Origin of the sequence: Roseivivax sp. THAF30 (assembly GCF_009363575.1) — a bacterium.
GTDB lineage: Bacteria > Pseudomonadota > Alphaproteobacteria > Rhodobacterales > Rhodobacteraceae > Roseivivax > Roseivivax halotolerans.
Window position 1 is genome coordinate 1643399 of record NZ_CP045389.1, and the last position, 19892, is coordinate 1663290.

The window sequence follows — 19892 nt, forward strand, 5'->3', positions numbered from 1 at the left end:
GGTGATCTGCCTCGCTAGGTGGCGGGTTCAATCCGCCACGGCCCGCTCCGAGACGGCCGACACCAATGTTCAAGGGGACAACCATGAGACCTCGCACCGACTCCGTGCGCCGTGCGCTTATTACGACGACCATTCTGACCGGGTGTGTCGTGCAACCGGCCTTCGCGCAGCAGGGAGAGGTCGATCTCGGGCAGATCACCTTCGAGGTGCAAGGTGCGGAGCCGGTGGGCAACGACGCCAATCCGAACACGCTCTCGGGTGTGAAGACCGCGACCGAGATCACCGCGGTGCCGCAATCGGTCAGCGTGGTCGGTCGCGAGGCCTTCGAGCGCGAGAACCCCAGCAAGGTCGACCAGGTCCTCCGCGACGTGTCCGGGGTTCAGTCTCAGCTCTACGGCTATGACAGCGACACCAACTGGTTCTACCTGCGCGGGTTCAACTCCTCGGATACCGGCGCGTTCATGGATGGGCTGTCGCTCTTTTCCTACGGCTTCGGCACATTCTACATCGATCCGTTTCTCCTCGACCGCGTGGAGGTGCTTAAGGGGCCGTCCTCGATGCTGTATGGCGCATCGAGCCCCGGCGGCGTGGTCAACTACGTCTCGAAACTGCCGGACGGCGACGAGGGCCGGTCCCTGACATTCGGCGCCGACAGCGAAGGGCGTGCCTGGCTGCAGGGCGAAGTCGCGGGCCTTGCGGGGCCGGACCTGTCCTATCGCTTCGGCGGAAAGCTGCAGCGGCAGGACGGGCATGGCATGTTCGAACCGGGCCTTGAGGGTGTCATCTATGGTGGCGGCACGAAGGCCTTCGCCGATGGCAGCAAGCTCACGCTGCACCTGAGCTACACCGACATGGACGAAGACCATGTCGGCGGTCAGTTCCTTCCCTATTTCGGAACCGAGAAGAAGGGCCCGTTCGGCTATTTCGACGAGTATTACAACGGCGGCGATCCCGATGAGGACGCATATGACCGCGAGCAGCTGATCGCCACGGGTATCTATCGCCGTGACGTGGCCGGCTGGCAGATGACCGACACGTTCCGTCTCGGCTATGCCGATCTCGAGGAGCTCTACGTCTATCCCAACGGCTTCACGAGCGGCCAGGTGCCGAGTGCGACGGCCGACGTGAACCGCTTCGTCTTCGCCCACGACAGCTACGCGACTATCGCCCAGAACGATCTGCGCTTCACACGGCAGATCGAGACGGGCGGCGCGACCCACGATCTCCTCGTCGGTCTCGACATGCGCCGCTACCGGCTCGACGAAGAGCAGTCGTTCGCGCTCGGCACGCCGCTCGATCCGGACGATCCGAGCTACGATGCCGATCAGCCCGAGGTCGGTGCGCCCTATATCGACGGCGTGCGGGTGCAGGATCAGGTCGGCCTTTACGCGCAGGATCAGATCCGGTGGGGCAGCGGCTGGATCGGTACGGTCAACGCGCGTTACGACAAGGTCTGGTCTTCCTTCGAGGACGAACTCGGCCCCGATCTCGACCGCGAAGACGAGGCGTTCACCTGGCGGCTGGCTTTGGCGCGGGAGTTCGGCACCGTCACGCCCTATGCCACGGTCGGTACGTATTTCAATCCGCAGGCTCTGAGCGCGGACTCGCGGGATGCGGAGCCCGAAGAGGGGCGCCAGATCGAGGTCGGCGTGAAGTGGCAGCCGAACCCCTCGTCGCTGGTGACGTTCTCTGCCTTCGACATCACCCGCGAGAACGTCTCGCAGTCCCTCGTCAACGGTGGCACCTTCGACAGCCGCACGCTTGGCGAGGTGCGCTCCCGCGGGATCGAGCTGGAAGCCGATTGGCAGGCCACCGAAGCGGTGCGGCTCAGCGCGGCCTACACCAATCTCGATGTCGAGATCGTGGATTTCGAAGCGGACCCTTCGATCGAGGGCAAGACCCCGCAATCGGTGATCGAGGAATTCGGCTCCGTGCAACTGGCCTACACGCCCTTGTCCTTCCCCGACCTGGAGCTGCGCGTCGGCGCGCGTTATCGCGGCGACAGCTGGGCGGACAACGCGAACACGCTCGACGTGGACGGCGCATGGCTTTTCGATGCCGGTGCGACATGGGATTTCGCGGAGGATTGGACCGCAGATCTGAACGTCACCAATATCGGCGATGAGCGGTACACGGCGAGCTGCCAGACCTCGTTCGGCACGTCCTCGTGCTGGCAGGGCGAAGGCCGGGTCGTCAGCCTCGGCGTCACCAGGTCGTTCTGAGGTCCACCGAAGCAGGGATCAGCCGAAGGAAGGGGCGCGCCGGGTCGGTACGCCCTTTTCAATATGCGCCCTGGGTCACGTTCCGCGTTGTCTGGGCCTTTCTCAGCGGACAATTCGTGCAAAGATCGCCCGCGACGGCGAGATAGCGGCAGCACCCGCCCCGGCGGGGGATCGCTCCGTCCTCGAGCTGCAGTTGGCGGTTGGAAAACGGCGCACCGTAGCTCTTGAGCACATCCTCAGCCCGCAAACGTTCGCCCTGAAGGATCCAGCCGAACGCCAGCCCATCGCCCGCGATACGCCAGAGCGCCCGCGGCGCGATCGGTCCGGCGAAGGCCAGCGCATTGACCGAGGGCGCAAAGAGGCGGGCAGCGGCAAAGCTCGCCGCCGGCGCGCTCGAACGGGGCCGGTTCGCAGGGGCCTCGCAGATCGGCGCGAAGGTCAGGCCATCCCTGGCGTCCGTTCCCGTGGTCAGGTGGAACGTCTCCGCGGGCACGTCGCTCAGTGACAGCCCCTGCGCGTCCCATCGCGTCAGCACCGGCGCAACGGCATGCGCCAGAACGTTCATGATCCACGCGGCGTGATCGCGCCGGGACATCCCGGGTAGCGCCTGCGCGTTGAGAGCGATCAGATCGTCGACCACGTGGCCGGTCGTCGCGAGGGTGAAGGCGATCGTCATTCGGTCTGCACCGGTCCTTCGCCCGCCATCGCCGCTTCCAAAGCCGGCACCAGCATGTCCAGCGCATAGGGCAGGCTCAAGAGAGAGGCATGGGAGAGCGCTCCGCTCAGAAGCGGACCGGCGAAGACTTCCCTGCCACCCCGCGTCGCGTTGAGAAACTCGCGGGTGACAAGCGCCTTGACCGGCGAGAAGTCACCGTCGGTCGAAATCCAGAGGATCACATCCGCGTCGATCACCGAGAGGGCTTCCTCGCTCAGCGTTACGGCGAAAGGATTGCCCGCGCCGGCCGCTTGGTCGATGGCTTTGGGCGTCTCGAAGCCGAGCTCGGCGAGAAGACGCGGGCGAATGTCGGCAGAGGTGTAGGCGCCCGGTGTGCCCGTCAGCGCATAGGCGACGCTCGCGGACTTGCCGTCCCAGCCGGGATGCGCCGCGGCGATCTCCGACACGTATTGCTCGATCTCCGCGATCTGCGCTTCGGCCCTGTCCGTCTTCCCGACCACTCGGCCCGCGATGCGGGCGCGCTCATCCCATGGCAGGTCGTAGTCGCCAACGCCTTCCGGCACCGCGACGACCGGAGCGATACGCGAGAGCTGTTCGTAATCGGCCTCGGTGATCCCGGACCAAAGCGCGAGGATCACGTCGGGATTGGAGGCGGCGACCGCTTCATAGTCGATCTCGCCGCGCAGGACGGTCGGCTCGGAGGTCAGTTCGGGCGCGGCCCAGGGCCAGAGCGGTCCCTCGAACGCGCCATACCAATAGCGCAGGGCGACAGGCTGGATGCCGAGCGCAAGAAGGTCATCGGCCCCGGAGAAATCGAGGCTCGCGACGCGGTCGGGCTCTGTCTCTATGACGGCCTGACCGAACTTGTGCTCGATCGTGAGTGGAAAGTCCTGCGCGACGGCCGGCAGCGCGGCGAGCATCGGGACGGCAATAAGGGCAGGGCGGATCATGAACTCTCCTTGCGGTGTTTTCGGAGCATGAGGAGCGCGAAGCAAGGCGCGCCGACCAGCGCCGTCACAAGCCCCGCGGGAACCTGGTTCGTCCCGAACGCGGCGCGTCCCGCGAGGTCGGCGGCGAGGGTCAGGCAGGCCCCGACGGCCCAGGACAAAGCGAGATGAAGTCCTGGGCCGGTCGGCGCGAGTCTCCTGGCAGCGTGCGGCGCGAGCAATCCGACGAAGGTGATCGGCCCGACAACCGACACCGACGCTGCGGCCAGCCCGACCGAGCCGAAGAGAAGAAGCACGCGGGCCCGGCTCACGATGTGGCCGAGACTCGCGGCAAGATCGTCGCCAAGCCGGAGCGCCGAAAGCGGGCGCGCGGCGAGAAGCATGATGGCAAGGGCGGCGACCGAGACCCATCCCATTTGGCGTACCTCGTCCCAACCGGCCGACCGCACGGATCCCGCGAGCCAGCCGAGCGCCTCGTGGGCTTCGGAGATGCGGCCATAGGTCAGGATGGCCGTCGTCAGCGCGGTCAGGAATGCCGCGATTCCGATTCCGATGAGCAGAAAGCGCGTCGATGCACCGCTCCGCGCACCGGTCAGGGCAAGAATGAGGATCGCGACGACGAGGCCGCCACCGAACGCCGCCGGCGCGCTCCAGGCATCGGGCGCGTTAGGCAGCAGAACCGCGAGCGCCACCACGGCAAGGCCGGCCCCTTGGCTGACGCCGATAAGCGCAGGATCGGCGAGCGGGTTCAGCGTCGTTCCCTGAAGCAGCGCACCGGAGAGCGCGAGAAGGCCTCCCGCCATCAGCGCGGTCAGCGCCCGTGGCAGCCGGAATTCAATGGCGACGAGGTCCGCGCGTTCGGAGGCCGACCCGAACAGCGCGGCCATTGCGTCATTGAAACCGACCCCGGCACTCCCGAGTGACAGACTTGCGAGAAGCAGCGCGCAGATCACCAAAGTCGAGGCGGCAAGCAGGGCCGCGCCGCGCAGGGGCATTTCGAGCGCGATACGATGCCCGAGAGCGGAGGTGCGGATCGTTGTCATCCGCGCACCTTCAGAAGCGCCACGAAGACCGGCGCGCCGACGAGGGCGGTAAGAATGCCGGTCGAGATCTCCGCCGGCGCGATCAGCGTGCGGCCGACCGTGTCGGCGGCGAGCAGGTATATGGCCCCGAGCGCGATGCTCGCGGGCAGAAGGCGGGTGTAATCCGATCCGAAGGTCAGCCGCGCCGCATGCGGCACCGTCAGCCCGACAAAGGCGAGCGGCCCGGCCAGAGCCACGGCACTGGCCGTGAGCACGACCACGGCAGCAAGCGTCAGGACACGGATGCGCGCGACCGGCACGCCGAGCGCCTGCGCGCTCTCGTCCCCAAGGGACAGCACGGTCAGTTTCGGCGCGAGAAGAAGCGCTGCTGCAAGGCCCGCAAGTGCCCAAGGCGCGACAATGCCCACGACCGGCATCCTGAGCCCGGCCAGCGAGCCCGAGAGCCACACCCGTAAATCCTCGAAATTCCTCTCGTCGACAAGGTTGAGCAGCGTAGTCAACGCAGCGAGAAACGCGCTCACCGCAGCCCCGGCGAGGACCGGCGTGAGCATACCCGCACCGCCGCCCGCCGCCGTGGTCAGCCCCCAGACCATCAGCGCGCCCACAAGTGCGCCGAACGCGGCGAGGAGCGGAACCAGAGAGGGCGCGCCGAGCCCGAAGACGCCTTGCGCTGCGACAACGGCGAGTGCGGCACCGGCCAGAAGGCCGAAGAGGCCGGGCTCGGCAAGCGGATTGCGCGTCGCCCCTTGCATGAGCGCGCCAGCCGCCGACAAGGACGCGCCCGCTAACATGGCTCCAAGCGCGCGGGGCAGGCGTATCCCGGCGATCACCGCCGCGTCGTAGCTCTCGCCACCGGACAAGAGCGCGGAGATGACCGCGCGCGGTGGCACGGCATGGGCGCCCGCCCCAAGATGCCAGGCGAGCGCGCCGATCAGAAGGACACTCAGCACCGCAACAGGAAGCAAGGCTCGAATGCTCATGCCGCCGTCCGTGGCAGGCAGACCGGCCGCCCGGTGTCAGGGTCCGCGATGATGCGCGCATCGAGGCCGAACACGCGCTGAAGCAAGGGCGCCGTCAGGACCTCGCTCGGGGGGCCTTCCGCGTCGATATGGCCATCCCGCATCATCACGATCCGATCGGCGAAGGCGGCGGCGAGGTTCAACTCGTGCAGAACGACGAGAATGGTGCGGCCCTTGCGGGCCAGTCTGGCGAGAAGCCCCATGATCTCCAGCTGCACCGACAGATCGAGATAGGTCGTCGGCTCGTCCAGCAACAGGATCGGCGTGTCCTGCGCGAGGGTCATCGCGATCCAGCAGCGCTGACGCTGCCCGCCCGACAAGGCTTCGAGACGGCGGTCGGCGAATTGGACGGTATCCGTGGCGGCCATCGCCATATCGATGGCGGCATCGTCTTCGGGTGACCAGTGCCGCACGAGGCCGCGATGGGGGTGACGACCTTGGGCGACAAGGTCGCGAACGCGCATGCCCTCGGGCAGGATCGGCGATTGTGGCAGCAGCGCCATCCGCTGTGCCGCCGCTCTTGGCGAGAGCCGGGCCAGATTGGTGCCGTCGATCTCAATCTCGCCGGTCTCCGGGCGCAGGATGCGCGCGATGGTCTTGAGAAGCGTGGACTTGCCGCAGCCGTTGCGGCCGACAAGCGCCGTCATCGCTCCCGGAACGATGTCGAGATCGACGCCGCGCAGCGCCTGCGTCTCACCGCGGCGAACGCCGAGGCTTCGAACCGTTATCCGGCCCGGCTTGTCCGGGGCGATCTTGACCATTTCGCCTAATCCCGATCAGTTAACTCAGGATTGGTGTTCCAGACCTTGACCCGGTTCGCAAGGCCCTCGGGCGCGTCAGGCGGCGGCAAGCCGGGCTCGGGTCACCTTTCGAGGCTCGGACGGTTCCGAGGGCTGGTCGCTCGCGCTCGGATAGTCGCCACTTTAACTTGACTGAATGGGTCGGGAATGGCACCTGTTCTTATATCGAGTCTTTTACTCGGAATTTTTGACATTGTGCGCGCATCGATATGGCGCGCGTCCTAGCCACCGCCTCAGGCAGCCCGGACATGAGAGAACAAGAGTGGAGCACGCTGTGAGCGAACGCGATCTCGAGACGGGCCGGACACGGCGAATGGAGCGGAGCGTCTGCTGGCGCGAAACCGCGCTGACGCGGATGGAGAGCAGCATGACCGAAAGCGGCGAGTTCGAGCGGCTTGTCGATTTTCAGCGGTCCCTGGCGACAGGAGCGGAGCAGAGATGAGCATGCATCGTCCCGTGCCGGCCCCGCTGCAATCCCAGACCTCCGGCAGCTCGGCTGTCTATGACGCGCACGACCTGATCCCCGACGGGATCAAGGCCGAAATCGTGCTCGACGGTCAGACCTATACGCTTCGGATCACCCGCACGGGAAAGCTGATCCTGACGAAATGAGACCCCGAAATCCAGCCAGATCGAGCGCATGCTCACATCAAGCAAGGTTCACAAATGTCCAAGACCCCAAGCCCCTGCATCGACGTCTGCAAGTTCAAGCGCGAGGGACATTGCATCGGCTGCTCCATGACCAAGGAGCAGAAGTCGATGTTCAAGAAGCTGAAGAAGGACTCCCATCGCGAGGCCTTCGTGGAGATGCTCGTGGCGCAGCAGGCCGTGATGGGCCGCTACACCCACTGGGAGCGGGCCTACGCCAAGAAATGCCGCAAGAAGAAAGTGAAGCTCGACGTGCTGTCGGGCGGCAAGGCCGCCTGAGCGCGACTGCCATCACGTTCAGATCCTGGAGACGACCCGGATGCCAATGACGCAGATTGCAGCCCTTCCAGCGCCCCGGCCCGAGGCCGCGCCGCGATATCCTCAGGAGCCGCTTCTGGAATATTTGAGGACCGCGCAACGGAGCGTGAGGAGCCGCGCGCGAACCGATCTTTTCCATGCCTGCGCCGCGCTGTCCGACGATCCCGAAATTTCGGCCCGCGCCTCGGCGGAGGTTTTGATGCGGTGCCTTGGGCAAGCGCTCAACAAGCGCCCGCACCTGCATCGTCCCGGCGAAAGCGCGCGCTCCTTCGACGAGGCGTGGCTTCTGCAGCTCAGCAATTCATTGCAGAGCGGCGATACTTCGAGCGCGGTTTTCCTGCTCAACTCGCGCGTCCCGCCGCATGCGCGGCAGGGGATCATCTTTCTCCTCCGCGCCGTAGCTGACGGAATTCGTCAGTTTTAGAATAATTCTAAAAGCTCTTGTCTTGCCTGCGAATGCGGTTAGATTTCCTCAAGCAAGCCAGCCTGAGGTCAGCCAGCCGACATTCACAATTCAGGAGTCCGCCATGACGGAAACCGCTCAATCTCTTTCGACGGATGCGAACACGCAGATCGCCGAGGCCCTCAACCAATGTGTCGCGGAGACCGTTGTCGCGACGATGCTGGCGCAGAACTTTCATTGGAACGTGACCGGCATGGCTTTCGGTCCGCTGCACGCGCTGTTCCAGGAAATCTACGAAGACCATTTCACCGGTCAGGACGACCTTGCGGAGCGTATTCGCGCGCTGGACATGCACGCGGAAGGCACGCTTGCGGGCATGCTCAAGCGCTCCAAGGTCAACGAGGCGGAGGGCGCCCCGGACGACAAGGCGATGATCAAGCAGCTGAAGGACGCGCAGGAAACGCTGGCCGAAACGCTTGCGGGGGCAGGCGAGATCGCCGCGAAGCACGGCGACACGCTGACCGAGGATCTCTGCATCGAGCGCGGCCGCACGCACGAGAAGTTCGCCTGGATGCTGCGCGCGCATTTGCAGTAGGGCGACCGTCAGTCATGCGACTTCGCACGGGGCCGGCCGCGATCTCGTCGGCCCCGTGCGCTGTGTGTGCCGCTCTCAGAACGTCTTGGTGAGGGTCGCCTTGAGCGTCCGTCCCGGCGATTTGCGGCTGGGCGAGGCGAGGTGGCCCACGTAATCCACGTCGAAGGCATTCTCGAGCCCGAAGCGGATCTCCGATCCTGCGAGGATGCCGGACGCGTCCGGCGTCCATGTCGCACGCAGGTTGTTCACGGTGGTGTTCGGCAAATCGTCCCCGAGCGCATCTCGGCGGTCGGCGGTGTGCACCACCTCCCAGCTCAGATCGAGCGTATCGTCGAACGTGCGGCCGACCGTCACCTGTAGCCGGTCCGACAGCGTGTTCCGCCAATCGGCCTCGCCGCCGCCGGGATTGTACTCGGTGCCTTCGACAAGATGCCCGGCGAGGTCGACATAAGTGCCATTCGCGAACCCGTAGGAGGCTTCGAGCTCGGCGCCGCGTGTCTTGACGCTTTCGAGCGGCGTGCCGGTGGAGCCAACGACGGTGTAGCTGGTGATATCCCAGAGCGTCGTCTCGTAGATATTGCCCCGGATGCTCAGCGTGTCGCCCGCCGCGAACCATCCACCGCCGGTATATTCGGCGCCGAGTTCGAAGGTTTGCGACTTCTCGGTCGTCGACATGCGCTCGCGGGCGTCGGGTGTCGCACCGAGATCATCGATGATCGGAAGCCCTTCGGTATAGGCCGCCGAGCCGAAGACGGAAACACCGTTCCCGAACTCGTATCCAAGCGCGAGACCGCCCATCCATGCGTCGTTGTCGAAGGTGCCGAAATCCCCCGCACTGTCGACCTCCGAGGATTCGTAGCGCAGGGCAGGGGTCACGGTGACCGCGCCGATCTGCATCTCGTCGATGAGGAACGCGGCGAACCGCCGATCCGTGCCACCCGGCGCGGAGGCCTCTTCGTTGTCCGCGCGAACGCGTTTCTGCAGCTCGATCCCCGTCAGAAGATCATGCCCGACCGCGCCGGTGTCGAAGATGGCGCGGTTCGAGACGGTCAGCTTGGTCGTCTCGTAGCGCTGATCGGCTTCGACGGTTCTCAGCAGGAACGGAAAACTCGGCGTGCCCTCGGCCGACGACGAGCCGGGCACGTAATCGTATTCGATCTTCTGATCGGCATAAGAAAGGTTGGCCCGCAGGTCTATGAGATCGTTCGCAGGGTTGTATCGATAGTCGAGCGCTGTCTGCGAGGTGTCCGTCACCCGGTCGACGTTGCCGAAGATGTCGGCGGTCGTGATGAACTGGTCGTAAGGCACGTCCTTGTCATCCGCGACCGTCCGGGAATGACTGAAGCTGAGCTGATGCTCATCCGCGTTGCCGAAGGTGAAGGTCGCCTTGGCAAGACCCGAAGGTGTCTGAAAGCTCGAATTCCCGATCTCGTCGCCGTCGCCATCGGTCAGGTCGTCCTGGTCGCGGAATGTATAATTCAGCAGGAACTCGGCATTGTCGCTCGGCACCCAGGCAAGGTTGGTCGAGCTGACGAAGCCGGGCCCGTTGCTGCTGGCCTCGACTGTCTGCGAGCCGCCGAAACCGAGGTCGCCGCCGGTGAAATCGGATGCGTCCTTGGTCTCGAGCCGCACCACGCCGCCGACGATCCCGGAGCCATAGGCGAAACTGCCGATCGTACCCCGCAGAACCTCGACTTCGCGGTAGAGAAGCGGATCGGTGAAAAGCTGCGTGCCGATCCGGTAGAGCTCTTCCGAGCCAACGCTCGCGCCGTCGATCTGAACCGCGATCTTCTGATCCGAGCCGTAGGTCGTGTTCGCACCGAAGCCGCGGATATTGATGCCGGAGCCCTGCGGCGTCGTGCCGTTGACGAGCGCGACCCCCGGCACGGAGTCGACAAGCTGTCCGATGGTGCTGGCCTGCCGGTCCTGGATCTCCTCCGCCCCGACGACCGTGCGCGACAGCGCCGTGCCGAAGCTGAGGTCTCGTTTGCCCTGGGTCAGAACCAGCGTGCCGAGAAAACCAGGATCGTCCTGCGCCGCTGCCGGCCATGCAAGGGTGATGCAAACCAGCGCGGTTGTGCCGCGCAATGCGTGAAGTGCCATGTCGCCATCCTTCGAAGTGTCGGTTGTGCCCGTGGCTTGCTGAGGCTGGCGCGGCATTTATCAGGGTCGCCCGCGTTTCGGCGCGGCGACGGGTTGCACTCCTAGTTTATCCTTATTAAAACAGTCAACAAATAAATGACAGCCACGCACCGCATGCCGGGCGCAGCCATCGACTCCTTCCTGACATGAGGTACCGCATGGCTTTCGAGGCTGAACTTTTCCCTGACGACATTCTCTCGCGCGCCGAAGCACATCCAAAGCTCCGCGCTCGCGATCTTGCTCACCAGATCGGTATTTCCGAGGCCGCGCTTGTGGCCGCGCGGGTCGGGCAGGGTGTCACGCGGATCGACGCTGATCCCGACCGTTTGCTGCCTGCCGTGGAAGCCTTGGGCGATGTGATGGCGCTGACCCGTGTCGAGGCCTGCGTGCATGAGAAGGTCGGGCGCTACGCCAATTACCATCCCGGCGCGCATGCGGCGATGGTGCTTAACGAAGAGATCGATTTGGGGATCTTCCCGTCGCATTGGGCGCATGCCTTCGCGGTCGAGACCGTGGGTGAAGATGGAGGGGTTCGGCGCTCCTTGCAGGTGTTCGACAGGGCGGGCGACGCGGTCCACAAGATCTATTTGCGGGATGGCTCGGATCTTTCAGGCTGGGAAAGCCTCGTGCCCGCGCTCGCGCTGGAGGATCAGAGGCGGGTGCAGCCCGTAGAGCCGCGCGCACCGGTGGAAGGGCCGAAGATTCGCGCCGACAAGGCCGACATCCTGCGCGACGAATGGGCCAAGCTTACCGATACGCACCAGTTCCTGCGTCTCTGCTCGAAGCTCAAGATGAATCGCCTCGGGGCCTATCACACGGCCGGGCAGCCCTTCGCGCGCCGCCTCGATCCGGCATCGGCGGACAAGGTGCTGCAGGATGTTCGGGAGGCGGGGATCGAGGTGATGATCTTCGTCGGCAATCGAGGCTGCATCCAGATCCATAGCGGCCCGATCGGCACGCTCCGGCCGATGGGGCCGTGGCAGAACGTCATGGATCCCGGGTTCAACCTACACTTGCGTCTCGACAAGATCGCCGAGCTCTGGGCGGTCGAGAAGCCGACGCAACGCGGCCCGGCGGTCTCGCTCGAGGCGTTCGACGATGCAGGCGGGCTGATCTTCCAGATCTTCGGGGTCGGCAAGGAGGGCCGTGACAGCCGGCCGCAATGGGGCCGGATCGTCGAGGCGCAAAGCGGCCTTCAGGAGGCAGCGGAATGATCGGCGCGTCCTGTAAACATACGCGTCGCGGCAGCTGGACGATTGCAGTGATCACCCTCGCGACCGCGCTCTTCGGAGCCCATACGGCTTGGACGGTCAGCGCCCCATCTTCGGCGCATGCTGAAGGCTCGGGCGATGTGCTGTCGCTCGGCGGATCCGTGACAGAGATCGTTGCGGCGCTCGGACAGGAGCATCGCCTCAAGGCGCGGGATACGACGTCGAGCTACCCGCCGAGCGTGACCGACCTGCCGGATGTGGGATATGTGCGCGCGCTCTCGCCCGAGGGCGTGCTCGCGGTCAACCCCTCGCTCATCGTGGCCGAGGAAGGCGCCGGTCCTCCCGAGGCGCTCGAGGTGATCCGCGCGGCGCGTATCGATTACGTCGAGGTGCCGGAGGCCTACAGCCGCGACGGCATCCTGCGGAAGATCGAGGTTGTCGGCGATGCGCTTGGCGTATCGGACCGCGCGGAAGAACTGGCAGAAGACGTCGGCGCGCGCTTGTCCGCAGCGATGGCCGAAGCCGAGCGGGCGGAGGCCGACAAGCGCCGCGTGCTTTTCATCATCTCGGCCAATGGCGGAAAGATCACGGCTTCGGGGTCCGGCACGGCGGCGGATGCGATCATCCGCATGGCGGGCGGCGTCAACGCGGTCACGTCTTTCGACGGCTACAAGCAGATGAGTGACGAGGCGCTGGCCGCAGCAGCGCCCGATGCGATCCTGATGATGGACCGCTCCGGCGATCACGCGGTGGACGACGAGGAACTGCTGTCTCTTCCAGCAATGCGCCTCACGCCCGCTGCCGAAACGCGCGATGTGATCCGTATCGACGGCCTGCTCCTTCTGGGCTTCGGTCCGCGCACCGCGCAGGCCGTGACCGAGCTTAGCGGCGCGCTCTATGGCGGTGAGGGCTAGGCAATGGTGGCGGAGACGCAGAGCTTCACCGCGCCAAGGGATCGCCACCTTTTCGCGCGCCAGCTTCACCTCTGGCTGGCGGCCTTCCTGATTTTCTGCGCGGCGCTCAGCCTGCAATTCGGCGCCGCCGATGTGCGGCTGAGCGCGCTTCTGGGCAAGCTCGTCACCGGCGAGCCGCTCTCGCGGATGGAGCGGATCGTGCTCTTTGATATCCGTCTGCCGCGCCTTGCGATGGGCGGACTTGTCGGTGCGGCGCTGGCGGTCTCCGGCGCGACGATGCAGGGACTGTTCCGCAACCCGCTGGCCGATCCGGGCATCGTGGGCGTCGGAGCGGGGGCCGGGCTCGGCGCGATCCTGGCCATCGTTCTGGGCTCGATGCTGCCCTTGGGACTGACGCAAGTGATCGGCGCGCAGCTGGTGCCGGTGGCGGCGTTCCTCGGAGGCTGGGGCTCGACGCTTCTTCTCTACCATGTTTCGACGCGCGGTGGGCGCACCTCGGTCGCAACGATGCTGCTGGCGGGGATCGCGCTTGGCGCGCTGGCGGGGGCCGTGTCGGGCATCCTCGTTTACATCGCCGACGATCAGCAATTGCGCGACCTGACCTTCTGGGGGCTCGGCTCGCTGGCCGGGGCGAGCTGGGGCAAGATCCTGACCGCCGGCCCGCTCATCGTGATCTCGATCGCGGCAGCGCTGTGCCTCGGTCGCGGGTTGAACGGGCTCGCACTGGGTGAGGCGACCGCCTCGCATATGGGGATCGCCGTCCAGCGCATGAAATCCGTTGCGATCCTGTCCGTGGCCGGCGCGACCGGCGCCGCGGTGGCGATCTCGGGCGGGATCGGCTTCGTCGGGATCGTTGTGCCGCACCTGCTGCGCCTTGCCTCTGGTCCCGATCACCGAACGCTCTTGGTGAATGCGGGGCTGCTCGGCGCGAGCCTTCTGATCCTCGCCGACGTGATTGCGCGCATGGTGATCTCACCGGCCGAACTGCCCATCGGGATCGTCACCGCCGTTCTCGGCGCGCCGGTCTTCCTGTGGATCCTGCTCAGACGCCGGGGACTCGTCGATCTATGACGCTCGAAGCTCGGAATATCTCTGTCGATTACGGCAAGCGGCGCGTGCTGCATGGCGTGACGTTCATGGCGCGTCCTGGTGCGATCACCGCGATCGTCGGTCCGAACGGGTCGGGCAAGTCGACCCTGCTGGGTGCCGTATCCGGGGATCTGCCGCATGAGGGGACGGTCAGCCTAGGTGGCCGGGACGTCGCGCGGATGCCCATATGGCAGGTGGCGGCGCAACGGGCGGTGCTACCGCAAGCCTCGCGCCTTGCCTTCGATTTCACGGTTCTCGAGGTGGTCCGGCTCGGCTTGCAATCGGGACGTTCCGGTGACCGCGCGGACATCCCGATGCGCGCGCTCGCGCGGGTCGGCCTTGCCCATTACGCGGCTCGCACCTTTCAGGAGCTGTCGGGCGGCGAGGCGCAGCGCGTGATGCTCGCCCGCGTCCTCGCCCAGGTCTGGGAGCCAGTCGATCAGGGCGGGGCGCGGTGGCTTTTCCTCGATGAGCCGGTCTCCTCGCTCGACATCGCGCACCAATTGCAGGTGATGCAGATCGCGCGGGACTTCGCGTCGGCCGGCGGCGGAGTTGTCGCGGTGATGCACGATCTCAACCTGACCGCGCTTTTCGCCGACGAGGTCACGGTACTGTCGGAGGGCGAGATCATCGCCGCAGGCACGCCGGGCGCGGTGATGACCGATGCCATCCTGTCGCGCGCCTATGGTTGCGCGCTCAAGGTGTCGACACCACCCGCGCGGAATATTCCCTACATCCTGCCACACGCCGCGGCTTCCTGAAATCGAGGCAGGCGGCAACGCGGCATGAGCCAGGCGATGGCCCTGAGGTTGAATCGAGTTGCTCCGCGACAGGATTCGTCTGCGATTCGGGCCACGATTCAATGGCTTTGGCCGCGATCTTGAGGCCAATGAGAGCGTTGATGCGGTATTGGTTATCCCGCGAGAACAACAGCTCGTGAGACTGAGGCGGGATTGTGGCCTGCCTCGTTTGCACCGAATTCAGGTGCGCGTATGTTGCCGATCAGGAAACAAAAACGCAGTATTTTACGAAAAGCAGCGGAGAATATGCTCTTTAAGCGTGATTTAAGAAACAATCACGCGAGTATGTCCCCGCTAAAGAGCCATGATTGCGGCGGCTTCGCGGCGCAATTTGCCGCTAAGAGCCACTTTTCGGACAATTTTTCCTTCCCGCACCGTGAGGCTTCACGTAGTTTCATCCTCAAGCCCACTGGGGGGTGAAACTGCTGGTCACGGGGGCGGCCACCAAAAAACCGACATCCGTCCGGATGCATCGACTTGTGGCTCGGCTTAGCCGGGATGCCGCCTGAGTTCCTGCGTTCTGCCGAAAGGCCCCGCAGCCAAGATGCACCTGAACGATGTTCAATGGATTGGGCCGTATCCGGGACGGATCGGTAACCGCTGGCGCGGATGGGGTGAGAGCCTCGGAAAGGTGAGAGGGTAAAGACATGGCTGATCTCGTTCTCGATTGGACGGACCTTGCGGCAACCACGCCGCGGGTGAGCGGAAACCTCGGAGAGGATGGCTTCGCGACCTACGATGCCGGAGGAGTGGCCGTCGATATCGTGTTCGACTCGCAATCCGACGCATCGACCGCCTACTTCGCAGACTTCGAGGGCTACGTCGCGCCGGGCGAAGATTTCGATCCGAACTCGCATCTGAAGCTCTTCGCGGCGGGCAACAGCACGGGCACACCCTCTGCGGCACCGACCTCGACCACGTCCTTCACGTTCCGCTCCACGGATGAAGCGCTCTACACCGACAGCGTGCAGAATGTCAGCTTCCGCCTGAACGACGTCGACACCGGCCCGAACCAGGATCTCGGCGGCAGCGAAGGCGACGGCTTCGGCGACATCATCACGATCACCGCCTACGATGCCGAGGGCAACCCGGCGACCGTCTCCATCGACAGCTCCGGCGCCGCCACGGTGTCCGGCAACAGTGCGATCGGTGAGGTCACCACGAATTTCGACAATATCGACGGCTCGCTCCGGGTCGATATCGCCGGACCGATCACCCGCATGGACATCGTGCAAGACAATACCGGCACGGCCCAGCAGGCCGTTCTCGTCTCCGATATCAACTTCTCTACCGTGGATGTTGCCGGCAACGAGGACCCCGATGCGGTCGATGACACCACGAGCACCGATTTCGAAACGCCGGTGACCATCGAGGTGCTGACCAACGACACCGATCCCGACGGCGATCCGCTCACCATCACCGACGTCACCGACGGTGCCAACGGCACTGCCGTGATCGACGGCGACACCGTGATCTACACGCCGAATGACGGGTTCGAAGGCACGGACACGATCAGCTACACGATTTCGGACGGCAATGGCGGCACCGACACCGCGACGGTCACCGTCACGGTCTCCGATCCCGACGACCAGGGCCGCATCGACGCCGATGTCTTCCCGGTTGCCGATGCCGACCAGCCGCTCGATCCGCTCAACGGCGCGGACGAGGATCCCGATCCGTTCGACGATCTCGACGACGTGCAGGGCACCGGCGCAGCCGAAACCATCTCGACCGGCGATGACGCCGACACGATCCGCGGCGATGGCGGTGACGACCTGATCCGTCCGGGCATCGACGACGACGATGTGCGCGGCGGCGGCGGCAACGACACGATCATCGACGTTCAGGGCAGCGACACGATCCGCGGCGGCGACGGCGACGACTCGATCATCGCGGGCGTCGATACCTTCTCGGACTACGAGGGCGACGATCCGAACCTGCCGCTGACCATCGGCTCCACGACCTTCACCTCTGACCCGAACCCCGAGGACGGACGCGATTTCGTCGAGGGCAATGCCGGCAACGACACGATCTTCACCGGCGATGACCGCGACACGATCGATGGCGGCGGCGACGATGACTACATAGATGCGGGCATCGACGATGACATCGTCATGGGTGGCCAGGGCGACGACGAGATCTATGGCCGTCACGGGTCTGACACACTCGATGGCGGGCAGGGCAACGATACGCTCGATGGCTCGGCGCCCGCGGCGCTCGAGATCACAGACGATACCGATCCGCAGCCCGAGAACGACCGTGACCTGCTGCAGGGCTTCCAGGGCGACGACCTGCTGATCGGCGGCGACGACGATGACACGCTCGAAGGCGGGTCCGGAAACGACACGCTGGATGGCGGCATCGACGACGACCTTCTCGGCGGTGGCGGTGACGATGACAGCCTGATGGGCGGTCAGGGCGATGACACGCTGAACGGCGATGCCGGCACCGATACGCTCGAGGGCGGTGAGGGCAACGACATCCTGAACGGTGGCGCGGGCCTCGACAGCATCGACGGCGGCGCGGATCGCGACACGATCGTGGTCGACAGCGCCTCGGACGCATCCCAGTCGGACGGCATGGGCGGCTTCCTTGGCGACACGGTCCAGGGCGGCAACGCGGGCGACGACTTCGACACGCTCGATCTGTCCGGAGTGGGCCGGCAGGGGGTCGACTGGCGCATCGTCAACGAGCGTCCTGACGACGACGGGGCGCGCGAGTCGAACGGCATCGACGGCACGGTCGAGTTCCTCTCGGGCGACACCGTCACTGGCAGCTTCGACTTCTTCAACATCGAGGAAATCGTGCCCTGCTTCACGCCCGGCACCAAGGTCGCCACGCCTCGCGGCGAGCGGCTGGTCGAGGATCTGCGCGAAGGTGACAAGATCATCACCCGTGACAACGGTATCCAGGAGATCCGTTGGGTCGGCCGCAAGGATCTGACCGGGTTCGAACTGGCGCGCAAGCCGCACATGAAGCCGGTCCTGATCCGTGCCGGCAGCCTTGGTGCGAACCTGCCCGAGCATGACATGCTCGTCAGCCCGAACCACCGGATGCTCGTCGCCAACGACAAGACCGCGCTCTACTTCGAGGAGAACGAGGTTCTTGCAGCGGCAAAGCACCTGACCGGTCTGGCCGGCGTCGATGAGGTCACCTCGCTCGGTGTGAGCTACATCCATTTCATGTTCGACCGGCACGAGGTCGTTCTGGCGAACGGTGCCTGGACCGAAAGCTTCCAGCCCGGCGACTACAGCCTGAACGGCATCGGCAACGCGCAGCGCAACGAGATCCTGGAGCTCTTCCCGGAACTCGCAGAGGCGCAGGGCCTCAAGAGCTACGCCTCCGCGCGCCGCTCGCTGAAAAAGCACGAAGCGCAGCTTCTGGCGAAATAACCGGTCAATGCAGCGGCCCGAAGCGCCGCGCAGGGACGGGGCTTCGGGAACGGACGGGGCGGGATGTGTGGGGCATCCCGCCCCGCTTCCTTTCCGGCAGGTGGCGTCACTCGGACGAGTTTTAGGCATTACCTCAGGTCATTTCGGCCTGCCGTCACCTCGGCCCAAACAATCCTCATGCTCTCGACGCATTGTTGCCCCGATCTGCTGCCAAATCGGATGGGCAGGTCGAAAACCGAACCCTATTGGTCCGGTGAGCCCCGACCTTCAGGAGACGTGTCTTTGTGAAACATCACGAGTCGAATACAGTAAAAAGTGCTATACCCGGCACCGCTCCGCGCAAGACATCGCGCTACGCCGCCTGTACGCCGTGTTTCACCTCAGGCACGCTGATCAAGACGGTCGAGGGCGAGCGGCGCGTGGAGACCCTTGCCGTTGGCGATCGTGTTCTGACCCGTGACAACGGCTTTCAGGAAATCCGCTGGATCGGCCAGCGCCACTTTTCCCACGAAGCCCTGCTCGAGACGCGCTCCCTTGCGCCGATCCTGATCCCGGCAGGCAGTCTCGGAATAGGGCTTCCCGCGCGCGATCTGGTCTTGTCGCCAGAACATCGGGTTCTTGTTGGCAATGCGTGGACCCAGCTCATGTTCGCCGAGGACGAGGTTCTGATTCCGGCCAAGACGCTGCGGAGCTTTCCGAACGTGCAGCGGATCATCCCGGAGGAGGGCATCTCCTACGTCAACTTCCTTTTCCGGTCGCACGAGCTGGTACAGAGCGACGGGCTCTGGACCGAAAGTTTTCAGCCCGGCGAGGAAATCCTCGATGACGAGGATCGCGCAGCCCGCCTCGAAGTCTTTCGTATCTTCCCCGAACTCGAAGATCATCTCGAGGAAATGCGATTCAACTCGGCCCGGCTGACTCTGAAATCTCATCAGTGCAAGGCGCTGCTCGCGGCCTGATCCGCGCGCCAGGCCGCCCATTCTTCGGGCGTGTCGAGATCAACGAGCGCATGCCGGGCGGGCAGGGGCACATCCCGAACTTTCTCCGCATGAGCCTTCAGAACGGCGCGCGCGCCCGTATCCCCTGTCAGTCCCTCCAGCTCGGCGCGGCAACTCGCTGGAAAGATCACCGGATGTCCAGGTGTCCCATCCGCCGCCGCCGCGCGGATGATGCACGAGCCGCCATGTGCGGCGAAAGCTCCTGCCAATGCCGCGATATCCTCGGCTGTGATCTCTGGCATGTCGGCGGGCAGGATCATCACTCCCACGGCCGAATGGGGAACGGCACTCAATGCGCGAACCAGCGACCTGGCCATGCCCTGATCGGCATCCGGCACTGGTATCGTCGTCACAGCAAGACCCTCGAGCGCCGCGGCGCGTGCTCCCTCAAGGTCGGGAACCGCGACCGAAACCAACGGCACGGTTTGCAAAGCAAAGCGGCTCAGCCGGCGCAAAAGCGGCTCGCCATCGACCTCTTCCAGCAACTTGTCGCCACCGCGCATCCGCTTGGCTTGTCCAGCGGCGGGCAAGATGACAGCTAAAGTCTCAACCATCGGCTTGCGCGAATTCATGTCATTGCTGCCGTTGTCCATTTGTATATTTCTGTAAATTGACAGTTTTGACTGTATCTTTTAACTGACATCATGCCCGTTAGTGTCACCGGATATGGCTCGC

Annotated in this window: 19 protein-coding genes; 12 read left to right on the forward strand and 7 right to left on the reverse strand. The window is 65.0% G+C overall.

Annotated elements, in window-relative coordinates:
• Positions 1–83 precede the first annotated feature (83 nt).
• Entirely contained in the window at positions 84–2222 is a 2139-nt protein-coding gene (locus FIU91_RS07990; RefSeq protein ID WP_172974968.1) for a TonB-dependent siderophore receptor, read from the forward strand.
• A gap of 58 nt (positions 2223–2280) precedes the next feature.
• Here FIU91_RS07990 and FIU91_RS07995 read toward each other — a convergent pair whose 3' ends face one another.
• The 5 genes from FIU91_RS07995 to FIU91_RS08015 are packed head-to-tail and all read right to left on the reverse strand — an operon-like array spanning position 2281 to position 6668.
• Positions 2281–2898 (reverse strand): hypothetical protein, encoded by a 618-nt coding sequence (locus tag FIU91_RS07995; RefSeq protein ID WP_152462092.1) that lies wholly within the window; start codon positions 2896–2898, stop codon positions 2281–2283.
• Positions 2895–3848 carry an ABC transporter substrate-binding protein gene (locus tag FIU91_RS08000; RefSeq protein WP_152462093.1) on the reverse strand — a complete coding sequence of 318 codons (954 nt, stop codon included), beginning with the start codon at positions 3846–3848 and terminating at the stop codon, positions 2895–2897. The genes FIU91_RS07995 and FIU91_RS08000 overlap by 4 nt, the downstream gene beginning before the upstream one ends.
• Complete coding sequence (locus tag FIU91_RS08005) at positions 3845–4888, reverse strand: iron chelate uptake ABC transporter family permease subunit (protein WP_152462094.1); 1044 nt, start codon at positions 4886–4888, stop codon at positions 3845–3847. The genes FIU91_RS08000 and FIU91_RS08005 overlap by 4 nt, the downstream gene beginning before the upstream one ends.
• Positions 4885–5868, reverse strand: coding sequence for an iron ABC transporter permease (locus FIU91_RS08010; protein ID WP_152462095.1), 984 nt, complete (start codon positions 5866–5868; stop codon positions 4885–4887). The genes FIU91_RS08005 and FIU91_RS08010 overlap by 4 nt, the downstream gene beginning before the upstream one ends.
• Positions 5865–6668 carry an ABC transporter ATP-binding protein gene (locus FIU91_RS08015; protein WP_152462096.1) on the reverse strand — a complete coding sequence of 268 codons (804 nt, stop codon included), beginning with the start codon at positions 6666–6668 and terminating at the stop codon, positions 5865–5867. The genes FIU91_RS08010 and FIU91_RS08015 overlap by 4 nt, the downstream gene beginning before the upstream one ends.
• 313 nt (positions 6669–6981) lie before the next feature.
• Between FIU91_RS08015 and FIU91_RS19385 the strand changes: the two genes are divergently transcribed.
• From FIU91_RS19385 to FIU91_RS08035, 5 genes are all read left to right on the forward strand, one after another.
• Entirely contained in the window at positions 6982–7149 is a 168-nt protein-coding gene (locus tag FIU91_RS19385) for a hypothetical protein (RefSeq protein ID WP_172974969.1), read from the forward strand.
• Positions 7146–7319, forward strand: coding sequence for a hemin uptake protein HemP (gene hemP / locus FIU91_RS08020; RefSeq protein WP_093012622.1), 174 nt, complete (start codon positions 7146–7148; stop codon positions 7317–7319). Before FIU91_RS19385 ends, hemP begins: the two co-directional genes overlap by 4 nt.
• Positions 7320–7373: 54 nt before the next feature.
• Positions 7374–7634, forward strand: a complete 261-nt coding sequence (locus FIU91_RS08025) for a DUF1289 domain-containing protein (RefSeq protein ID WP_093012625.1) — start codon at positions 7374–7376, stop codon at positions 7632–7634.
• A gap of 46 nt (positions 7635–7680) precedes the next feature.
• Complete coding sequence (locus FIU91_RS08030; RefSeq protein WP_152462097.1) at positions 7681–8097, forward strand: hypothetical protein; 417 nt, start codon at positions 7681–7683, stop codon at positions 8095–8097.
• Between the two features lie 103 nt (positions 8098–8200).
• Positions 8201–8671, forward strand: coding sequence for a Dps family protein (locus tag FIU91_RS08035; protein ID WP_093012631.1), 471 nt, complete (start codon positions 8201–8203; stop codon positions 8669–8671).
• A gap of 75 nt (positions 8672–8746) precedes the next feature.
• Here FIU91_RS08035 and FIU91_RS08040 read toward each other — a convergent pair whose 3' ends face one another.
• Positions 8747–10774, reverse strand: a complete 2028-nt coding sequence (locus FIU91_RS08040) for a TonB-dependent receptor domain-containing protein (protein WP_152462098.1) — start codon at positions 10772–10774, stop codon at positions 8747–8749.
• Between the two features lie 197 nt (positions 10775–10971).
• Here FIU91_RS08040 and FIU91_RS08045 point away from each other — a divergent pair, with 197 nt between their 5' ends.
• From FIU91_RS08045 to FIU91_RS08070, 6 genes are all read left to right on the forward strand, one after another.
• Positions 10972–12027, forward strand: a complete 1056-nt coding sequence (locus tag FIU91_RS08045) for a hemin-degrading factor (protein ID WP_152462099.1) — start codon at positions 10972–10974, stop codon at positions 12025–12027.
• Positions 12024–12938, forward strand: a complete 915-nt coding sequence (locus tag FIU91_RS08050) for a hemin ABC transporter substrate-binding protein (protein ID WP_152462100.1) — start codon at positions 12024–12026, stop codon at positions 12936–12938. Before FIU91_RS08045 ends, FIU91_RS08050 begins: the two co-directional genes overlap by 4 nt.
• A 3-nt stretch (positions 12939–12941) precedes the next feature.
• Complete coding sequence (locus FIU91_RS08055; protein WP_152462101.1) at positions 12942–14009, forward strand: iron ABC transporter permease; 1068 nt, start codon at positions 12942–12944, stop codon at positions 14007–14009.
• Positions 14006–14788 carry a heme ABC transporter ATP-binding protein gene (locus FIU91_RS08060; protein ID WP_152462102.1) on the forward strand — a complete coding sequence of 261 codons (783 nt, stop codon included), beginning with the start codon at positions 14006–14008 and terminating at the stop codon, positions 14786–14788. Before FIU91_RS08055 ends, FIU91_RS08060 begins: the two co-directional genes overlap by 4 nt.
• 686 nt (positions 14789–15474) lie before the next feature.
• Positions 15475–18219 carry a Hint domain-containing protein gene (locus tag FIU91_RS08065; protein ID WP_152462103.1) on the forward strand — a complete coding sequence of 915 codons (2745 nt, stop codon included), beginning with the start codon at positions 15475–15477 and terminating at the stop codon, positions 18217–18219.
• A gap of 284 nt (positions 18220–18503) precedes the next feature.
• Complete coding sequence (locus FIU91_RS08070; RefSeq protein WP_152462104.1) at positions 18504–19178, forward strand: Hint domain-containing protein; 675 nt, start codon at positions 18504–18506, stop codon at positions 19176–19178.
• On the opposite strand, the gene FIU91_RS08075 is transcribed toward FIU91_RS08070, so the two are convergent.
• On the reverse strand, positions 19151–19810 hold the full coding sequence (locus FIU91_RS08075; protein ID WP_254702069.1) for an NTP transferase domain-containing protein: 660 nt from the start codon (positions 19808–19810) through the stop codon (positions 19151–19153). The genes FIU91_RS08070 and FIU91_RS08075 overlap by 28 nt on opposite strands.
• Between the last annotated feature and the right edge of the window lie 82 nt (positions 19811–19892).